The following is a 17,440-nucleotide window of genomic DNA, read 5'->3' as shown; positions in this document are numbered from 1 at the left end:
CCGACCCAATGCCCTGGGGTCAAAGCGCCGACAAGGTCTGCGGCGCGGCGGGGGCCCTCAGGATGGGTGCCACCTCGAACACCTTGGACATGTCCCTGAGCGTCTGCGTGGTTCGGCTGGAGAGGACCGGCGGGCGCTCGGCGGCGGCTTCGGCCGCGGCCTGCTCGTCGCTCTTCTTTTGCGCTTCCTCTGCCTTGGCGGCGGCTGCGACATCGACAAACGGCTTGTCGATGCCCGGGATCGGCTTGAGATCGATATTCTGATGGGCGTAGACCATCAGGCGTTGCCATACCATCGCCGGCAGCGAGCCGCCCGTCATGTTCTTGGTCGGACTGAAGTCATCGTTGCCCAGCCAGACGGCTGCCGTGTAGTTGCCCGTAAACCCGACAAACCAGGCATCGCGATAGGACTGTGTCGTGCCGGTCTTTCCGGCCACGACTATGTTGGGAATCTGAGCGCGCCGCGCGGTACCCATGACCGGCACTGCTGCCAGCATGGTGTTCATGGACCTGAGCGCCTGTTCCGACAGCACGCGGTGCGGGGGCGGCGCATCCTTGGTGAAGTCATAGACCACCTGGCCGGTGCGGTTGACGAGTTGCGTGATGCCGTGACGCGAGCCGACAAAGCCGTTCTGCGCGAACACGCTATAGCCTGTCGCCTGATCCATCACGGTCATGCCGGAGGTGCCGAGCACCATTGTCTTGTGACCCTCCAGCGGTGACTCGACCCCGAATGATTCGGCAAGCGCCTTGATCGGGGCGATGCCAAGGTGATCCTTTGCCAACCGCACCGGCACGGTGTTGATGGACTTCGCCATCGCCATGAGAAGGGTGATATTCCCTGCCGATTCGCCGGCATAATTGTGCGGCGACCAGTTGCCCCAGCTGATCGGCCCGCCGGAAATGATCGAGTTGGGCGTGAAGCCGTGCTCCATGGCGGTCGCATAGACATAGGGCTTGAACGAAGAGCCGGTCTGCCGCAGCGCCTTGGTCGCGCGGTTGAACTGGCTCGCGCCATAGTCCCGGCCGCCGACGATTGCCCGGACCGCGCCGTTGGTTTCAATAACGACCACCGCGCCCTCGGTGACGTTGTACTCCTTGCCGAATTGCCGGAGGTGGAATTCCACCGATTCTTCGGCCGCCTTCTGGATATTCGCGTCGAAGGTCGTATGGGCGACCAGCGAGTGCTGGCCGCTCTTGGCCGCGATCTTCTTGACCTCGTCGAACGCCCAGTCGAGGAAGTAATCCGGGCTCTTCTGCTCGCCCCGGTCGACGACATCGGCTGGATGCAGCCGCGCCTGCAGCACCTGACCCTCGGTCATGAAACCGGCGTCGACAAGGTTGGACAGCACCACATTGGCCCGCGCGCGTGCGGCCGGCAGGTTGATATGCGGCGCGTATTTGGTCGGCGCCTTGAACAACCCCGCCAGCATCGCCGCCTCGGCGAGGTTCAGGTCCTTGACGCTCTTGCCGAAATAGAAATCGGCGGCCGCCTCGATGCCGAACGTGCCGCCGCCCATATAGGCGCGGTCGAGATAGAGCTGGAGGATTTCCTTCTTCGAAAGGTTGGCTTCGAGCCACAATGACAGGAAGGCTTCCTTGATCTTGCGCTCGAACGTACGCTCATTGGTGAGGAACAGGTTCTTCGCCAGTTGCTGGGTGATGCTTGAGCCGCCCTGGACCACCGAGTTGGCGCGGACGTTCTGGAAGATCGCTCGCGAAAGGCCGAGGACGTCGATGCCGTAGTGATCGAAGAATCGGCGATCCTCGGTGGCGAGCACGGCCTTGATGACATGATCGGGCATCTCGTCGACGGGCACGGAATCGCGCTGGATGATGCCACGCTGGCCGATCTCGTTGCCGTAGCGGTCGAGGAAGGTGACCGCGAAGTCGCCCTGTGCCCGCCAATCGCCGGCCGTGTCCTGGAATGCCGGCATGGCCAGCGCCAGCATGACGACTATGCCCCCGGCTCCGAGCGTGAACCCTTCGCTGAGCAATTCGATGATGCCCCGGCGCCAGCCGGTGAGGCGGAACCGTCGGGAAAAGATCGTCGCTGCTTCCCAGAACTGACGAGCCTTGAAGCCGATCTCATAGAGCGAGGAATCGAGCCACGCGTCCAAACCCAGCAACCAGGCGGCGATGGGGCCTCTTCTCTTGCGCGGTTCGGGACTGGCCATTAGGAAATCCGTCTTCGGCTGCGTCCCGGAACTGCATGCGCGCAGTTTCGGGACGGCGCATCGACAAGACTATTCGTCCATTTTTTCGGCGCTCACAAGGGCTAAGAGGAGGCAGCGCCGCAAGTCGTGATCTGGCGGAAGAATCCGAACGCGGTTAGGCTCGGCGCGAAACTGCCGTCGGCGCGAATACCCACTGGTGATGGAACAAGACGATGAGCGCGTCCGGCGATTTGCAGCAGGCATTATTCCAGCGACTAAGAAGCGATGCATCGCTGTCGGCGCTGCTTGGCGGCGCTGGGCTGCTTGAGCGGCCAGCCGAAAATGTTGCCTTTCCCTATGTTACGTGCGGCCAGACCAGTGCCTTCGACTGGGACACGGGCGCCCAGAATGACGCCGATCAGCTGGTCACGCTGCATATCTGGTCGAAGGCACACGGTGAGGCCGAAACGCGTGCCATCATGGACAGGATAAAGGCGCGCCTAGCCAAGGCGGTGCTGGCAATAGGTGCGCGCGGCCGCACACACCTTGTGCTCGAATTTTCCGAAATCCGTCATGACGAAGAGCTGCTGCTGTATCACGGGCTGCTGCGCTTCCGCGCCGCGATGCAGGAAAGCGCGTGACGTGCTTTCAATAGGGCCGGAACGCGGTCTAGACTGAAACCTTGTGATCTTCGCCCGGGCAACGAAAATCACTGTCTTGTTTTCTGATATCCAAGGGGGTTGGCAGGCATGTTTTTATCGGCGTTCACTGTTCATTTCACGTTCAGCACCGACGCGTTACAAAGCCGACCATGAAAACGCTTGGCCCCCACCTCCGAACCGCGATACTGGCGCTCTGCGCGGCCGGGTTGTTTGCGTCGCGGGCGACGGCATTGCCGACCGACATGCCGCAGCCGGCCGATCCGATCATATTGGCTTCGTCTGATTGCTACGCGATCGGCCAGCAGGTTGCCGAGCAGAACGGCGGAACCCTGGCCAAGGCATCGCAATCGACGCGCGGTGGACAGCCCGTCTGCGTCATTGTCGTGCTCGTGCCGGGCAAGGATGGCCAGCGTCCGCGCCGCTCCGAAATCGTGGTTCCCCAGAACTGAGCTTGACCCCATCGTTTCCACGGCCGCGGGAATCGGCCTATATCTCACACACCGGCCCTTCAACAGGCTCAACCCGCCACAGGCATTGACCCGCATGCGCGTACTCGTCGTCGAAGATGACAAGGATCTCAACCGGCAGATCGCCGATGCCCTGGTGGATGCCGGCTATGTGGTGGACAGGGCTTTCGATGGTGAGGAAGGCCACTTTCTCGGTGATACCGAACCCTACGATGCCGTGGTGCTCGATATCGGCCTGCCGCAGATGGATGGCATCAGCGTGGTCGAACGCTGGCGGCGGGGCGGCCGCAAGATGCCGGTCTTGATCCTGACGGCACGCGACCGCTGGAGCGACAAGGTGTCGGGCATCGACGCGGGGGCCGACGATTATGTCACCAAGCCGTTCCACATCGAGGAGGTGCTGGCGCGCGTTAGGGCGCTTATCCGCCGTGCGGCCGGCCACGCGTCCTCCGAACTGACTTGCGGGCCGTTGCGGCTCGACACAAAAGCCTCCAAGGCCGATGTCAATGGCGTACCGCTGAAACTGACGTCGCACGAATTCCGTCTGCTCGCCTATCTGATGCACCACATGGGTGAAGTTGTCTCGCGGACCGAACTGGTCGAGCATCTCTACGATCAGGATTTTGACCGCGATTCCAACACCATAGAGGTCTTTGTCGGGCGGCTGCGCAAGAAGATGGGCATCGACATGATCGAAACCGTGCGCGGAATGGGCTATCGTATGCGTGAGCCGGAGGCGTAACGCGGAACAGTTCCCTACAAAACCGGCTGCCCCAAAAACGCTGTCCCTGCGTTTCTGGCCGCGCTCGCTGGCGTTCCGGGTGGTCGCCTTTTCCACGGTCTGGGCGATCCTCACCCTCATTGTGATCTTCACCCTCATCACGACGCTTTATCGCCAGGCGAACGAGCGGGGTTTCGACAGCCTGCTTTCGGCGCATCTCTTCAACCTGATTGGTTCGGTCGGCATTTCCGATACCGGCGCGCTGACCGGTGCGCCCGATCTTGGCGACCTGCGGTTCTCCGAACCGAATTCGGGCTGGTACTGGTCGGTGGAGCCTGCGTCGGAAGGCGTGCATGGCGACCTCCATTCCTCGTCGATGACCCGGACAATTCCTTCGCCACCTGTCTCCGAAGTGCCGTTCAACTCCAGTTTCCAGCGCAGCTATTCAACGGAGGGGATAAGCGGTGAGAGACTGCAGGTGTTCGAAAGCGAATTCGTGCTGGACGCGAAGAACCGTGCCGCGCGTTTCCGTGTCATGGGCAACCAGACCGAACTGGAACAGGAAATCGGCAGTTTCCAGCGCCGCCTGCTCACTTATCTTTCGCTGTTCGGTGTCGGCATGATCGCCATCAACGCGGCCGCCATCCTGCTTGGCCTGCAGCCTCTGCGGCGCGTCCGAAATGCGCTTGCCATGGTGCGCGAAGGTACCGCACAGCGGCTCGATGGCCGGTTTCCCGCCGAGATCGAACCCCTCGCCAACGAAACCAACGCGCTCATCGAAAACAACAAGCGCATTGTCGAGAGATCGCGAACGCAGGTTGGCAATCTCGCGCATTCCTTGAAGACGCCGCTCGCGGTTCTCATCAACGAAGGACGGGCGCTTGGTGGCGCCAAGGGCCAGCTTATCGCCGAACAAGCCACGTCGATGCAAAAGCAGGTCGAGCATTATCTTCAGCGGGCTCGCGTCGCTGCGCAGCGCGACAGCGTTGTCTACCGCACGCCGGTGGCGCCGCTTGTGCAGCGCATGGTGCGGGTGCTGCAGAAGCTCAATCCGCGGACCAGCCTGTCGCTTTTGCTGCCACCCACCGAAATCGTCTTTGCCGGGGAACGGGAAGATCTGGAAGAATTGCTTGGCAATCTTCTTGAGAACGCTATGAAATGGGCGCGAAGCGCAGTCGCGGTATCTGTGACACCTCTCACCAACAGGGAAGATGTGGCCAGCCTTTTCGAGATCAACATCGAGGATGATGGCCCTGGCATCCCCGAAGACAAGGCGCGCGATGTGCTGAAACGAGGACGGCGCCTCGACGAGACGAAGCCTGGCACTGGTCTCGGGCTGTCCATTGTCGCGGACCTCGTCAACGAGTATGGAGGCACCCTGGCCCTGGAACGATCCGACATGGGTGGATTGAAGGTTGTGGTTCGATTGCGGAGCCTTCAGTGATGTTCGTTCAAATGGATCACGGCCAAATTTCCGACAAATATCAACACTATGGCCAGGCCGGTCTCGATGGCGCGGCCCCCAGCTCATCCTCTTCAAGATAACCGGTTGTTGGCATGAAGATTCGCGTCGCGCTCTTTTCCGCACTGCTCGCTGTATCCGGCTGCACCACCACGGGCAGCAAGGGTCCCGCCGTGGCAATGCTGCCGCCGGCTGCAGGCAAATCGCCTGCCGGCGGCAAACTGACTTCGACAATCATTTCCGCCATGGGTGGAGGCCTTGTCGGCGGGTCGATCGGCGCTGGCTTGAGCGATACCGAGAAGCGCAGCGCGCTTGAGGCCGAATACAAGGCCTTGGAGTACACCGCGAGTGGCCAGAAGGTGACATGGAAAGGCGATCAGCCGACCCGTTATGGCGAGGTTGTGCCGGCACAACCGTATCGCGTCGGTTCACAGGACTGCAGGCAGTACACGCAGACGGTCTTTACCGGCACCAGCACCACGGGTGTGACCGCGCGCGGAACCGCCTGCCGCAACGCCGACGGCAGCTGGACACCCCTCACTTGATACCCGCTTGGATCCTGCGGGATCGAGTTTGTTGATGTCGATCGGGAACTGAGAGACGGACGCCTGCCGTCAAAGCGTCGCAGGACGCCTGTGTTGGCAGAGCAGGGCTCTGCCGCTATTGGATAAAACATGCTGTTCTGGGTCATAGCCGCCGTTCTCACGCTGGGTGCAAGCCTGGCCGTGCTGCTGCCGCTGGCCGGCAGGTCGGATAGCGCGTCATCGAGCAGCGACCATGATCTTGAAGTCTATCGCGACCAACTGGCTGAACTCGACCGCGACGCCGCGCGTGGGCTGATCCAGCCGGCGGAGGCCGAAGAGGCGCGCGCCGAAATCGCGCGCCGGATTATTCGCCTCGGCGGGGGAGACGCAGCGCCAGGACCGGCGCCTCATCGGCCTTCGATGGCGACCCGGCTCGTTGCCGTGACGGCGGTCCTGATGGTCCCGCTCCTCAGCTGGGGCCTGTACGGCAAGATCGGGTCGCCCGATCTGCCATCGCAGCCACTCAGTGAGCGGCTGGCCAAAAATCCGGCGGACAGTTCCGTCGACGAACTGGTGGCGCGCGCCGAGGCCCACCTCGCCGCCAATCCATCCGATGGCCGCGGCTGGGATGTGCTGGCGCCCATCTATCTGCGTTTGCAGCGCTTTCCGGAAGCGGCAACGGCCTATCGCAACGCCATCCGCCTCGATGGCGACAGCGCCATTCGCCAGGCAAGTCTGGGCGAGGCGATTGCCAATGCCGCGGGCGGGATTGTGTCGGCCGACGCCCAGGATGCGTTCGAGGCGGCCCTGAAGCTTGATCCGGCAAATCCCAAGGCATCCTTCTACCTGGCGATGGCGCTGGCGCAGGAGGGCCGTTACGGCGAGGCGATGTCTGCCTGGCAACGCATGCTTGCGGCGCTGCCACCGGATTCGCCGTGGCGTGGCGCTGTCGAGCAGGCTCTGGCGGAATCAGGCAAGCGAAGCGTGGCGTCAGGCGATGCCACGAAAGGTCCGAGCGCCAGCGATGTCGATGCCGCATCGTCGATGTCGCCGCAGGACAGGGAGGCCATGATCAAGACCATGGTCGCCGGGCTCGACGAAAAACTTCGACAAAATCCACGCGACCCGGAAGGATGGATGCGGCTGGTTCGTTCCTATGTCGTGCTTGGCAAGGCTGACCAGGCGCGCGACGCGCTGGGTCGCGCAATTGCCGTCTTTGGAGCTGATAGCGATGAAGCGAGGAAATTCACCGCTTTTGCCGCCTCGCTTGGCCTGACGGCGACGGAGTAGGCCATGACGCGCAAGCAGAAACGACTTTCGGTAATCGCTGGTGGACTGGCCTTTCTCGGTGCCGCCACCGGGCTGACATTCTACGCGCTGGGCCAGAAGGCGTCCTATTTCTACATGCCGGCCGATCTGACCACCGCCAGCCTGCAGCCCGGCCAGCGCATCAGGCTTGGCGGTCTCGTCGAGAAGGGATCGCTGCAGCGCGGGCAAGGCACGACGGTCGCCTTTTCGGTGACCGACAAGCAGAAGGATGTCAAAGTGACCTACACCGGCATTCTTCCCGATCTTTTCCGAGAAGGCCAGGGCGTGATCACCGAAGGCTCGTTCGGCGCTGACGGCGTGTTCGTCGCCGACAGCGTGCTGGCCAAACACGATGAGAACTACATGCCCAAGGAAGTGGCCGACAGTCTCAAGGCCAAGGGCGTGTGGGAGGAAAGCAAGAGTGAGTAGGCGGCTCCAGCGCAGGTCCCAGTCGGTTTTGCCGGCATCAAGCCAAGAGTCGGGCGGACGTCACCATGGTTGAAACCGGACATTTCGCATTGGTCCTGGCGTTCGCACTGGCGCTTGTGCAGACGGTGGTGCCGATGTTCGGCGCGCGGACCAACAACCAGCGCATGATGGCCGTTGGCGGCCCGGTGGCGGTGACCGGATTTGCCTTGACCGCGCTGTCTTTCGCCGCACTGGCCACAGCCTATGCGCAATCCGATTTTTCGGTGCAAAGCGTCTGGGAGAATTCGCATTCGCTGCAGCCGATGATCTACAAGATCACCGGCACCTGGGGCAATCACGAAGGCTCAATGCTGCTGTGGGTGCTGATCCTGACCTTCTTCGGCGCGCTCGTGGCCGCTTTCGGAACCAACCTTCCCGCCACGCTTCGCGCCAATGTGCTGGCCGTTCAGGGCGCGATCGGCGCTGCCTTCTTCCTGTTCATCCTGGCGACATCCAATCCCTTTACCCGCCTGAACCCGGCGCCTATCGAGGGCAGGGACCTCAATCCGATCCTGCAGGATCTCGGACTCGCCATTCACCCGCCGCTGCTCTACCTCGGTTATGTCGGCTTCTCGATCTGTTTTTCGTTCTCTGTCGCGGCGCTCATCGAAGGTCGCATCGACGCATCCTGGGCACGCTGGGTCCGTCCTTGGACATTGGTCGCCTGGATGTTCCTGACCGGCGGCATCGCCATGGGCTCCTATTGGGCCTACTACGAGCTTGGCTGGGGCGGTTTCTGGTTCTGGGATCCGGTCGAGAACGCCTCGTTCATGCCGTGGCTGGCCGGCACCGCGCTGCTCCATTCGGCGATCGTCATGGAAAAGCGATCGGCTCTGAAGATCTGGACGCTGCTGCTGGCGATCCTGACGTTCTCACTGTCTCTGCTCGGAACCTTCCTGGTGCGCTCCGGCGTCCTGACATCGGTCCATGCCTTCGCCACCGACCCGACGCGCGGCGTCTTCATCCTCGGCATATTGACGCTCTTCATCGGCGGCTCGCTGGCGCTGTTCGCATTCCGCGCTTCCAGGCTAACCTCCGGCGGCCTCTTTCATCCGATCTCACGCGAAGGCGCGCTCGTCCTCAACAATCTGTTCCTCACGACCGCCACGGCGACCGTGCTCATCGGCACGCTGTACCCGCTGGCCGTCGAAGCCTTCTCGTCGGACAAGATTTCGGTCGGCGCGCCATTCTTCAACCTGACCTTCGGGCCGCTGATGGTGCCCCTGCTGGTGATGGTGCCGTTCGGGCCGCTGCTTGCCTGGAAACGCGGCGACATTTTTGGCGTCGCCCAGCGTCTGATGGCGGCATTCGCGGCCGCGCTTCTGGCAACGCTGGTGACGGCATTGTTCATCGATGGATCGTCGGTGTTCGCCGCACTTGGCGCGGGGCTGGCTTTCTGGCTGGTCTTTGGCGCGCTCACCGACCTCGCCGTCAAATCGGGGGTTGGAAATGTCGCGATGGGCATCGCGTTCAGGCGGTTCCTGGGCTTGCCGCGCTCGGTCTTTGGCACGGCACTCGCTCATCTCGGCCTCGGACTGACCACGCTGGGCATTGTCGGTACACTGTGCTTCGGCACTGAGAAGATATTGTCCATGCATCCCGGCGAAACCGTGCAACTGTCCGGTCATACGCTGCGCTTCGTCGGCCTTCATCCGGCCCAGGGTCCCAATTTCAGCGAGGATCGGGGCCAGTTCGAAATCATCGGTGTCGCAGGCACCGCGATTGGCGAAATCAGTTCGGCCAAGCGCTTCTATCCGGTCAGGCAAATGACGACGACTGAGTCCGGCATCAAGACAATGGGTCTCAGCCAGCTCTACATCTCCCTTGGCGACGAAGGAAATGACGGGGCCGTGGTCGTCCGCATCTGGTGGAAGCCGCTGGTCACGTTGATCTGGGGCGGAGGATTGGTGATGATGGCGGGTGCCGCCATGTCGCTGATGGACCGTCGCCTGCGCGTCGGTGCACCCGCTCGCCGCAAGCGGGCGCGTACCGCGCCTTCCGCGAGTCCGTCATGAGCCGCGCCACCGCGAGTTGGTTTTCGCTGGCGTCGCTCATCCTGCTTCTGACGCTCCTGTTTTCCGGCGCGGCGCAGGCGGTCAAGCCCGACGAGGTTCTCGCCGATCCCGGTTTGGAAGCCAGGGCGAGGGCGCTTTCGGAAGGCCTGCGCTGCATGGTCTGCCAGAACCAGTCGATCGACGAATCCGATGCCGACCTTGCCCGTGACCTGCGTGTTCTGGTGCGCCAGCGCATCATCGCCGGCGACACCGACCAGCAGGTGTTGGATTACATCGTCTCCCGCTACGGCGAATTCGTACTGCTCAAGCCGCGCTTCGAACCGCGCACTGTGCTTCTGTGGGGCACCCCCGTAATTCTTCTGCTGGCCGGAGGCATTTTTATCGTCCTGACGACCAGGTCCCGTCGCTCCATCGCGACGAAATCATTGACCGTGGAAGAACAGGCGGCGCTCGAAACTATATTGCGCCGGGACTGAAATCACTCCCAAACATTACGAAAGTTTCATGCGTCGGAAATGGCGCTGTAATGTGAGGCTCGCTAATTCTCTTGCCCATGAGGACGCCATTTAAGCGCGTCTCTTGAAAGAGGATACGAGACAAATGAATATTGCCCCCAATTCATATTCCCGCACCCGCAAACGTCTGATGACCGCCGCTGCGTCCCTGGCAATTGCCGGAGCGCTCGGCGTTGGTGCGTTGACCAGCGGAACCGTGCCGGTGCTGGCCGATGCCGTGCGTGTCGACGCGCCGCAGGTCCCGGGTTTCGCCGATATCGTGGAGCGCGTGTCTCCGGCCGTTGTCAGCGTCAAGGTCAAGGCCAAGGTCGATCAGACGGCGGATGACAGCTCCGACCAGTCCCAGGACCAGGACGGCTTCAACAATCTGCCCGACAATCCACAATTGCGGCGGTTCTTCAAGGAGTTCCGTGGCTTTGGTGATCAGGGTGGTCAAGGCGGCAACCGTCGCTTCGGACATCGCGATCACAGCAACGACCAGCCACGCCCGGTGGCTCAGGGCTCCGGCTTCTTCATCTCCGATGATGGCTACCTCGTCACCAACAACCATGTCGTCTCGGAAGGTTCGGCCTTCACGGTCGTCATGAATGACGGCAAGGAACTCGACGCCAAGCTCGTCGGCACCGATCCGCGCACCGATCTGGCCGTGCTGAAGGTCGACGGCAGCAGCAAGTTCACCTATGTCGATTTCGCCGATGATTCCAAGGTTCGCGTCGGCGACTGGGTCGTTGCTGTCGGCAATCCGTTTGGCCTCGGCGGCACGGTCACCGCCGGCATCGTTTCGGCCCGTGGCCGCGACATTGGCGCCGGTCCCTATGATGATTTCCTTCAGATAGACGCCTCCGTGAACCGCGGCAATTCGGGTGGCCCGACCTTCAACCTCAACGGCCAGGTCGTCGGTATCAACACCGCTATCTTCTCACCCTCGGGCGGCAGCGTCGGCATCGCCTTCGACATTCCTGCCTCCACGGCAAAGGAGGTCGTGCAGGACTTGATGAAGAACGGCTCGGTGCAGCGCGGCTGGCTTGGCGTTGAAATTCAGCCAGTCACCTCCGATATCGCCGAGTCGCTCGGGTTGAAGTCCCAGAAGGGCGCGCTCGTTTCGAGCGCCCAGGATGACGGTCCCGGCAAGAAGGGTGGCATCACCGCCGGTGACGTGATCACCCAGGTGGACGGCAAGGACGTTGCGTCGCCGAAGGAACTCGCCCGTATGATCGGTGCCTACCAGCCTGGCAAGTCGGTCGATGTCACGGTCTGGCGCGATGGCAAGGCCCAGTCGATCAAGATCGATCTCGGCAAGCTGCCCAATAGCGACAAGCAGGCATCGAACGATCAGCAGCAGCCGGCCGCTCCGGCGAAGCCCGACACGCTTGCCGATCTCGGCCTCACGGTCACCAAGTCCGACAATGGCAAGGGCCTTGTGGTGACCGATGTCGATCCCGACAGCGATGCCGCCGACCGCGGCATCCAGCCGGGTGATGTCATCACCGCGGTGAACTCCGCTGCCGTGACGACCACCGACGACGTTTCCAAGGCCATGGCCGATGCGGTGAAGTCAGGACGCAAGGCGGTGCTGATGCAGATCACCCGCGACGACAACAACCGCTTCGTAGCGCTGCCTGTCGGCAAGGGCTGACGGCAGCTTCCACTTTTCCGGTGCGGCGGTTTCAAACACCCCCGAGCCGCTGCACGGGAAAGCACGGGCGGAACACTTTAGTCAGTCATCGTGTTCCCTCGGCGGCAGCGGGCCCCCATCGCCCGCTGCCGCGTAATTTCAGGGCTGAACTGGCCGTTGCCGGCAAGTGAGAAACGGCAGTGCGATGTTCGGCACAAACACATCGCCCAGGATTGCCGGTGATTTTGAGTCAACGACGTTCAAAGAAAAGATTTAATGGCCATCGCCTGATCATTTTAGTCGCGATGCGTATTGGAGAAGGCCACAATGAATGTACCGGCCACTCAACCTTCCAGTGAAATCGCGTATAACGGTTCCATGAAGATTCTCGTCATAGAAGATGACCGCGAGGCCGCGGATTATCTCCAGAAAGCCTTCACCGAGGCTGGCCATACCGCGCATGTTGCCGGTGATGGCGAAACCGGCTTCGCGCTCGCCGATGCCGGCGATTACGACGTGATGGTCATCGATCGGATGATGCCGCGACGCGACGGTCTGTCCGTCATCGCCGGCCTTAGATCCCGAGGCAATACCACCCCCGTGCTGATCCTGTCCGCGCTTGGCGAAGTCGATGACAGGGTCACCGGCCTGCGCGCCGGCGGCGACGATTATCTGACCAAGCCCTATGCCTTTTCCGAACTCTTGGCCCGTGTCGAGGTGCTTAACCGGCGGGCCAGCGCCAAGGAGTCCGAAACCGTCTATCGTGTCGGTGATCTCGAGCTCGACAGGCTTTCCCATTCGGTACGGCGTGCCTCGCGTGAAATCACGCTGCAGCCGCGCGAATTCCGCCTGCTCGAATATCTCATGCGCCATGCCGGCCAGGTGGTGACGCGCACGATGCTGCTCGAAAATGTCTGGGACTATCATTTCGATCCGCAGACCAACGTCATCGACGTGCATGTCTCGAGGTTGCGGGGCAAGATAGAAAAGGGCTTCGACAAGGCCATCCTGCACACGGTTCGCGGCGCCGGCTATATGCTCAAGAGCGGCTAGCATGGCCCTTTCCGTGCCGGCTATCATGAAGACGACGGCGGCGCGGCTTTCGGCGCTCTATCTGTTGCTCTTCGCGATCTGCGCGGTGCTGCTGGTCTTCTACATGACTTCACTGTCGGCGCGCATGCTCACCGCGCAGACGCAGGACACAATCAACGACGAGGTTCTTGGCCTTGCGCGGGCCTACCAGCGTGGCGGCCTGCCCATTCTTGTGCGTGTGGTGGAACAGCGATCGCGCCAGCCCGGCGCCAATCTCTATCTTATCGCCGACGCAAACGGCCAGATACTGACCGGGAACGTGCAGAGTCTGGAGCCGGGTGTCATCGACACCGAAGGCTGGACGACCGAACCATTCTCCTATCGCCGTTTCGGCGAAGGTGAGCTCGACAGGCAGCGCTCCGCGGCATCCGATCCGGCCACGCCCCAGTCTGGCGACGCGGTTACCCAGCCCGAAGGCGAGAAAGGTCACAACGCCATCGCGCTCGTGTTGCGGCTGCCAAACCAGATGATCATGCTGGTCGGACGTGACCTCGGCGAGCCCGAGCGTTTCCGGGCGGTCATCAAACGCTCGCTGATGCTGGCTCTCGGCATGATGGGGCTGGGCGGGCTGTTGATCTGGTTCTTTGTCGGGCACGCGGCCCTGAAGCGCATCGACAGCGTCTCGGATGCGAGCCGCCGTATAATGGGCGGTGACCTTTCGGGCCGACTGCCCATCTCCGGCGCTGGCGATGAGTTCGACAGGCTCTCCGAGAACCTCAATTCAATGCTGGCCAGGATTGCCACCCTCAACGAGGGGCTGAAGCAGGTTTCCGACAACATCGCGCATGATCTGAAGACCCCGCTCACGCGCCTGCGCAATCGCGCCGAGGCGACGCTTGCGGGAAAGCACAACACCACGGACTATCGTCAGGCGCTGGAAGGCACCATTACTGAATCCGACCAACTGATCAAAACCTTCAACGCCATCCTGATGATTTCTCGGCTGGAGGCAGGCTATTCTTCCGAAAGCACAAGCAAGGTCGATCTCGTTGAAGCCGTGCGCGATGTCGTCGAACTCTACGAACCGGTAGCCGAGGAAGCCGGCGTGTCGCTCGAAACGGCTGTCCAGGGCAAGTTCATCATCGACGGTAACCGGGAACTGGTTGGTCAGGCCCTGTCCAACATCGTCGACAACGCGATCAAATACTCGACCGGCGCGACGGACAAGCCAAGGGTTGTCGTCACGCTTGGGCACGCCGACCACCAGATCAGGCTCTCGGTCGCCGACAATGGCCATGGAATTCCAGACGACGCGGACCGCGCCCGGGCGACCGAGCGTTTCGTGCGGCTGGAAAAAAGCCGCTCTCAACCAGGCTCGGGCCTTGGCTTGAGCCTGGCCAAGGCGATCATGAGGTTCCACAACGGTCAGCTTGATCTCCAGCCTGGCAATCCCGGGCTATCCGTGGTGATGAGTTTTCCCGAACGGGGAGATCACTGATGGCGGCGGGAACTGTTGCGGACCGGATCGAAACAGGCTGGCTGTTGACGCCGATGACAAAGCTGGCGCCGCTTGATGCAAGTCACGCCGCAAGGGAACTGTCGGAGATCGCTTTGGCCGCGCGGGAAGAGGGGCTTTCCCGGCTGGCGAAATTCCTGGCGGGCAAGGGCGCCAACCAGGATTTCCTCGCCGCCGTGTTCGACCTGTCGCCATTCCTGCGCGACACGGCGCGCCGCCGCCCGCAAATCCTTGACGTGCTTTTCGATCAGACGATTGAAGCCCGGCTGATCTCGATCGGCGCCGAGATCGACAAGGCGCCGCGCGCGGACGCGGCCTCGGAATCGGGCCTGATGATGCAATTGCGCCGGCTGAAATCCGAGGCGCACTTCCTGATTGCCCTGGACGATCTCGCCGGCGTGGCCGAAACCTCACTGACCGTACGGCGCCTCAGCGATCTCGCCGACGCAAGCACGCGCGCCGCCGTCGATTTCCTGCTTCGCGATGCGCACCAGCAGGGCAAGCTCAAGCTGCACGACCCGGAGAACCCGTCCCAGCATTCAGGCTGGATCCTGCTCGGCATGGGCAAGCTTGGCGCGCATGAGCTCAACTTCTCCTCCGATATCGACCTGGTGGTTTTTTTCGACCCGGACGTACCAGCGGTCATCGATCCCCTTGATGCCACTGAGCTCTTCTCGCGCCTGACACGCCGGCTGGTCCGTATCCTCCAGGACCGTACGGAGCACGGCTACGTTTTCCGTACCGATCTCAGGCTGCGCCCGGATCCCGGCTCGACCCCGCTGGCTATCCCGGTCGAGGCAGCGCTTCGTTACTACGAGGCGCGCGGCCAGAACTGGGAGCGCGCCGCCATGATCAAGGCGCGCCCGGTGGCCGGCGACCTCGCGGCGGGTGCTGCGTTCCTACGGGAACTCCAGCCCTATATCTGGCGAAAATACATGGACTATGCGGCGATTGCCGACGTTCATTCCATCAAGCGCCAGATCCATGCCCACAAGGGCCATGGCGAGATCGCTGTGAAGGGCCACAACGTCAAGCTCGGCCGAGGCGGCATCCGCGAGATCGAGTTCTTCGTCCAGACCCAGCAACTGATCGCCGGCGGTCGCTTCCCGGAACTGCGAGGACGTGAGACCGTGCCCATGCTGGGCCAGCTCGCCGCGCGCGGCTGGATCACCACGGAAGCGCGCGACGCGCTGGTCCGGCAATACTGGTTCCTGCGCCGCGTCGAACACGCCGTCCAGATGGTTGCAGACGAGCAGACGCACGCGCTGCCCGATGACGATGCAGGGATCGAGCGCATCGCGCGAATGCTCGGCTTTGTAAATGCGGGCACTTTCGCCGAGGCATTCCGTGGTTCGCTGCACCAGGTCGAACGCCATTATGCGGCGCTCTTTGAAACCGCGCCGGAGCTTTCGGCCGGCGTTGGCAATCTGGTCTTTACCGGCGATGTCGACGATCCCGACACGTTGAGGACCTTGCACGGTCTTGGTTTCCAGCGGCCAAGCGACATCTGTCGTGTCATCCGTGGCTGGCATTTCGGTCGCTACCGCGTCACCCAGTCGGCGGAAGCACGCGAACGGCTGACGGAACTGACCCCGGCGCTGCTGCAGTCCTTCGGCCAGACGCGCCGCGCCGACGAAGCGCTGCTGCGTTTCGACGAGTTCCTCGCCGGCCTGCCGGCGGGCATCCAACTGTTTTCGCTGCTTCAGTCCAATCCTGCCCTGCTGAAGCTGCTGGCCACGATCATGGGCGCGGCGCCACGGCTCGCGGCCATCATCACGCGGCGCCCGCACGTTTTCGACGGCCTGCTTGATCCGGCATTGCTGACCGAACTGCCGGATCGCGCCTATCTGTCGGCCCGGCTTTCCGCCCTTGTCGAAGGCGACAGGGCCTATGAGGATGTGCTCGACCGCCTGCGGATCTTCGCATCCGAGCAGAAATTCCTGATCGGCGTCAGGCTCTTGGCCGGGTCGATCGATCCGGCGCGGGCCGGCCGCGCTTTTTCCGATTTGGCCGACCTGACGATAGAGGCCGCCCTGCAGGCCGTCATGGCCGAGTTCGCGGTGCGCCATGGCCATATCGCCGGCGGCAGGGTTTCGCTGTTGGGAATGGGCAAGCTCGGCAGCCGCGAATTGACGGCAGGTTCCGATGTCGACCTCATTCTACTCTACGATCATGATGAGGATGCCGAAGAGTCCGATGGCGACAAGCCGCTGGCTCCGTCCCATTACTACACCCGCATGACGCAGCGGCTGATATCAGCCGTGTCCGCGCCGACCGCGGAAGGGGTGCTGTACGAACTTGATCTGCGCTTGCGGCCGTCCGGCAACAAGGGGCCGGTGGCCACGCACGTGGATTCCTTCAGGAAGTACCAGCGCCAGGAAGCCTGGACCTGGGAACACATGGCGCTGTCGCGGGCGCGCGCGATTGCCGGCGATCCTGTCCTATGCAGCGAAGTCGAAGCTGAGGTGGCGGCAGTGCTTGCTCTGCCGCGCGACACTGGCAAGGTAATGGCCGAAGCCTTCGAGATGCGCGCCATGATCGAGAAGGAGAAGCCGCCGCGCGACCTGTGGGACATCAAGCTGATTCCCGGCGGCCTGATCGATCTCGAATTCATTGCCCAGGTGGCGGTCATCACCGGGCAGGTCGAAGCCGTGCCTCGTGCCACCGGCACGGCCGAGATCCTGTCCCGTCTGGCGCCAGGCTTCGCCGATGCCGGGGCCCAGCAGGAACTTGGCGATGCCTATGCGCTCTATCTGGCGCTGACCCAGATGACGAGGCTGTGCCTCACCGGCGTGTTCGATCGGGACGATGTTCCGCCGGGCCTTGCGGATCTGCTTCTGGCGGTGACCGACCTGCCGGATTTCAGTGTGCTTGAAGCGCACCTCAAGGAGACGTCGCTGAAGGTCAGGAAGGATTTCGACCTTTTGCTTCGTGCGAAACGACGGTGAAAACCGGCTGTTTCGGACTGCATCGGGGGTGA

At 62.4% G+C, this 17,440-nt stretch carries 14 protein-coding genes; 13 read left to right on the top strand and 1 reads right to left on the bottom strand.

Annotated elements, in window-relative coordinates:
• Window positions 1-19: 19 nt before the first annotated feature.
• Window positions 20-2,176, bottom strand: a complete 2,157-nt coding sequence (locus ACO07C_RS09030; protein ID WP_421913831.1) for a transglycosylase domain-containing protein — start codon at window positions 2,174-2,176, stop codon at window positions 20-22.
• Between the two features lie 212 nt (window positions 2,177-2,388).
• On the opposite strand from ACO07C_RS09030, the gene ACO07C_RS09025 reads away from it, so the two are divergent.
• From ACO07C_RS09025 to ACO07C_RS08965, 13 genes are all read left to right on the top strand, one after another.
• Window positions 2,389-2,796: a DUF3168 domain-containing protein gene (locus ACO07C_RS09025; protein ID WP_421913830.1), complete on the top strand. Its 408-nt coding sequence runs from the start codon at window positions 2,389-2,391 to the stop codon at window positions 2,794-2,796.
• 170 nt (window positions 2,797-2,966) lie between these two features.
• Complete coding sequence (locus ACO07C_RS09020; RefSeq protein ID WP_421913829.1) at window positions 2,967-3,266, top strand: hypothetical protein; 300 nt, start codon at window positions 2,967-2,969, stop codon at window positions 3,264-3,266.
• Between the two features lie 94 nt (window positions 3,267-3,360).
• Window positions 3,361-4,026 (top strand): response regulator transcription factor, encoded by a 666-nt coding sequence (locus ACO07C_RS09015; protein ID WP_214473276.1) that lies wholly within the window; start codon window positions 3,361-3,363, stop codon window positions 4,024-4,026.
• Complete coding sequence (locus ACO07C_RS09010; protein ID WP_421913828.1) at window positions 4,010-5,449, top strand: ATP-binding protein; 1,440 nt, start codon at window positions 4,010-4,012, stop codon at window positions 5,447-5,449. Before ACO07C_RS09015 ends, ACO07C_RS09010 begins: the two co-directional genes overlap by 17 nt.
• A 113-nt stretch (window positions 5,450-5,562) precedes the next feature.
• On the top strand, window positions 5,563-6,012 hold the full coding sequence (locus ACO07C_RS09005; RefSeq protein WP_421913827.1) for a hypothetical protein: 450 nt from the start codon (window positions 5,563-5,565) through the stop codon (window positions 6,010-6,012).
• Window positions 6,013-6,141: 129 nt separating this feature from the next.
• Window positions 6,142-7,281: a c-type cytochrome biogenesis protein CcmI gene (gene ccmI / locus ACO07C_RS09000; protein WP_421913826.1), complete on the top strand. Its 1,140-nt coding sequence runs from the start codon at window positions 6,142-6,144 to the stop codon at window positions 7,279-7,281.
• Window positions 7,282-7,284: 3 nt separating this feature from the next.
• Complete coding sequence (ccmE, locus tag ACO07C_RS08995) at window positions 7,285-7,728, top strand: cytochrome c maturation protein CcmE (protein WP_421913825.1); 444 nt, start codon at window positions 7,285-7,287, stop codon at window positions 7,726-7,728.
• Between the two features lie 65 nt (window positions 7,729-7,793).
• On the top strand, window positions 7,794-9,782 hold the full coding sequence (locus tag ACO07C_RS08990) for a heme lyase CcmF/NrfE family subunit (RefSeq protein WP_421913824.1): 1,989 nt from the start codon (window positions 7,794-7,796) through the stop codon (window positions 9,780-9,782).
• On the top strand, window positions 9,779-10,258 hold the full coding sequence (locus tag ACO07C_RS08985; protein ID WP_421913823.1) for a cytochrome c-type biogenesis protein: 480 nt from the start codon (window positions 9,779-9,781) through the stop codon (window positions 10,256-10,258). Before ACO07C_RS08990 ends, ACO07C_RS08985 begins: the two co-directional genes overlap by 4 nt.
• A 124-nt stretch (window positions 10,259-10,382) precedes the next feature.
• On the top strand, window positions 10,383-11,933 hold the full coding sequence (locus ACO07C_RS08980) for a Do family serine endopeptidase (protein WP_421913822.1): 1,551 nt from the start codon (window positions 10,383-10,385) through the stop codon (window positions 11,931-11,933).
• Window positions 11,934-12,290: 357 nt separating this feature from the next.
• Window positions 12,291-12,965: a response regulator transcription factor gene (locus tag ACO07C_RS08975; RefSeq protein ID WP_421913821.1), complete on the top strand. Its 675-nt coding sequence runs from the start codon at window positions 12,291-12,293 to the stop codon at window positions 12,963-12,965.
• Between the two features lies 1 nt (window position 12,966).
• Window positions 12,967-14,442 (top strand): ATP-binding protein, encoded by a 1,476-nt coding sequence (locus ACO07C_RS08970; RefSeq protein ID WP_421913820.1) that lies wholly within the window; start codon window positions 12,967-12,969, stop codon window positions 14,440-14,442.
• Window positions 14,442-17,408, top strand: a complete 2,967-nt coding sequence (locus ACO07C_RS08965; protein WP_421913819.1) for a bifunctional [glutamine synthetase] adenylyltransferase/[glutamine synthetase]-adenylyl-L-tyrosine phosphorylase — start codon at window positions 14,442-14,444, stop codon at window positions 17,406-17,408. The genes ACO07C_RS08970 and ACO07C_RS08965 overlap by 1 nt, the downstream gene beginning before the upstream one ends.
• The last annotated feature ends 32 nt before the right edge of the window (window positions 17,409-17,440 follow it).

The sequence above is a fragment of the Mesorhizobium sp. genome, assembly GCF_965229135.1.
In the GTDB taxonomy this organism is placed as follows: domain Bacteria; phylum Pseudomonadota; class Alphaproteobacteria; order Rhizobiales; family Rhizobiaceae; genus Mesorhizobium.
Note: the sequence above shows the minus strand (reverse complement) of the source record. Positions and strands in the feature narration are given on the sequence as shown.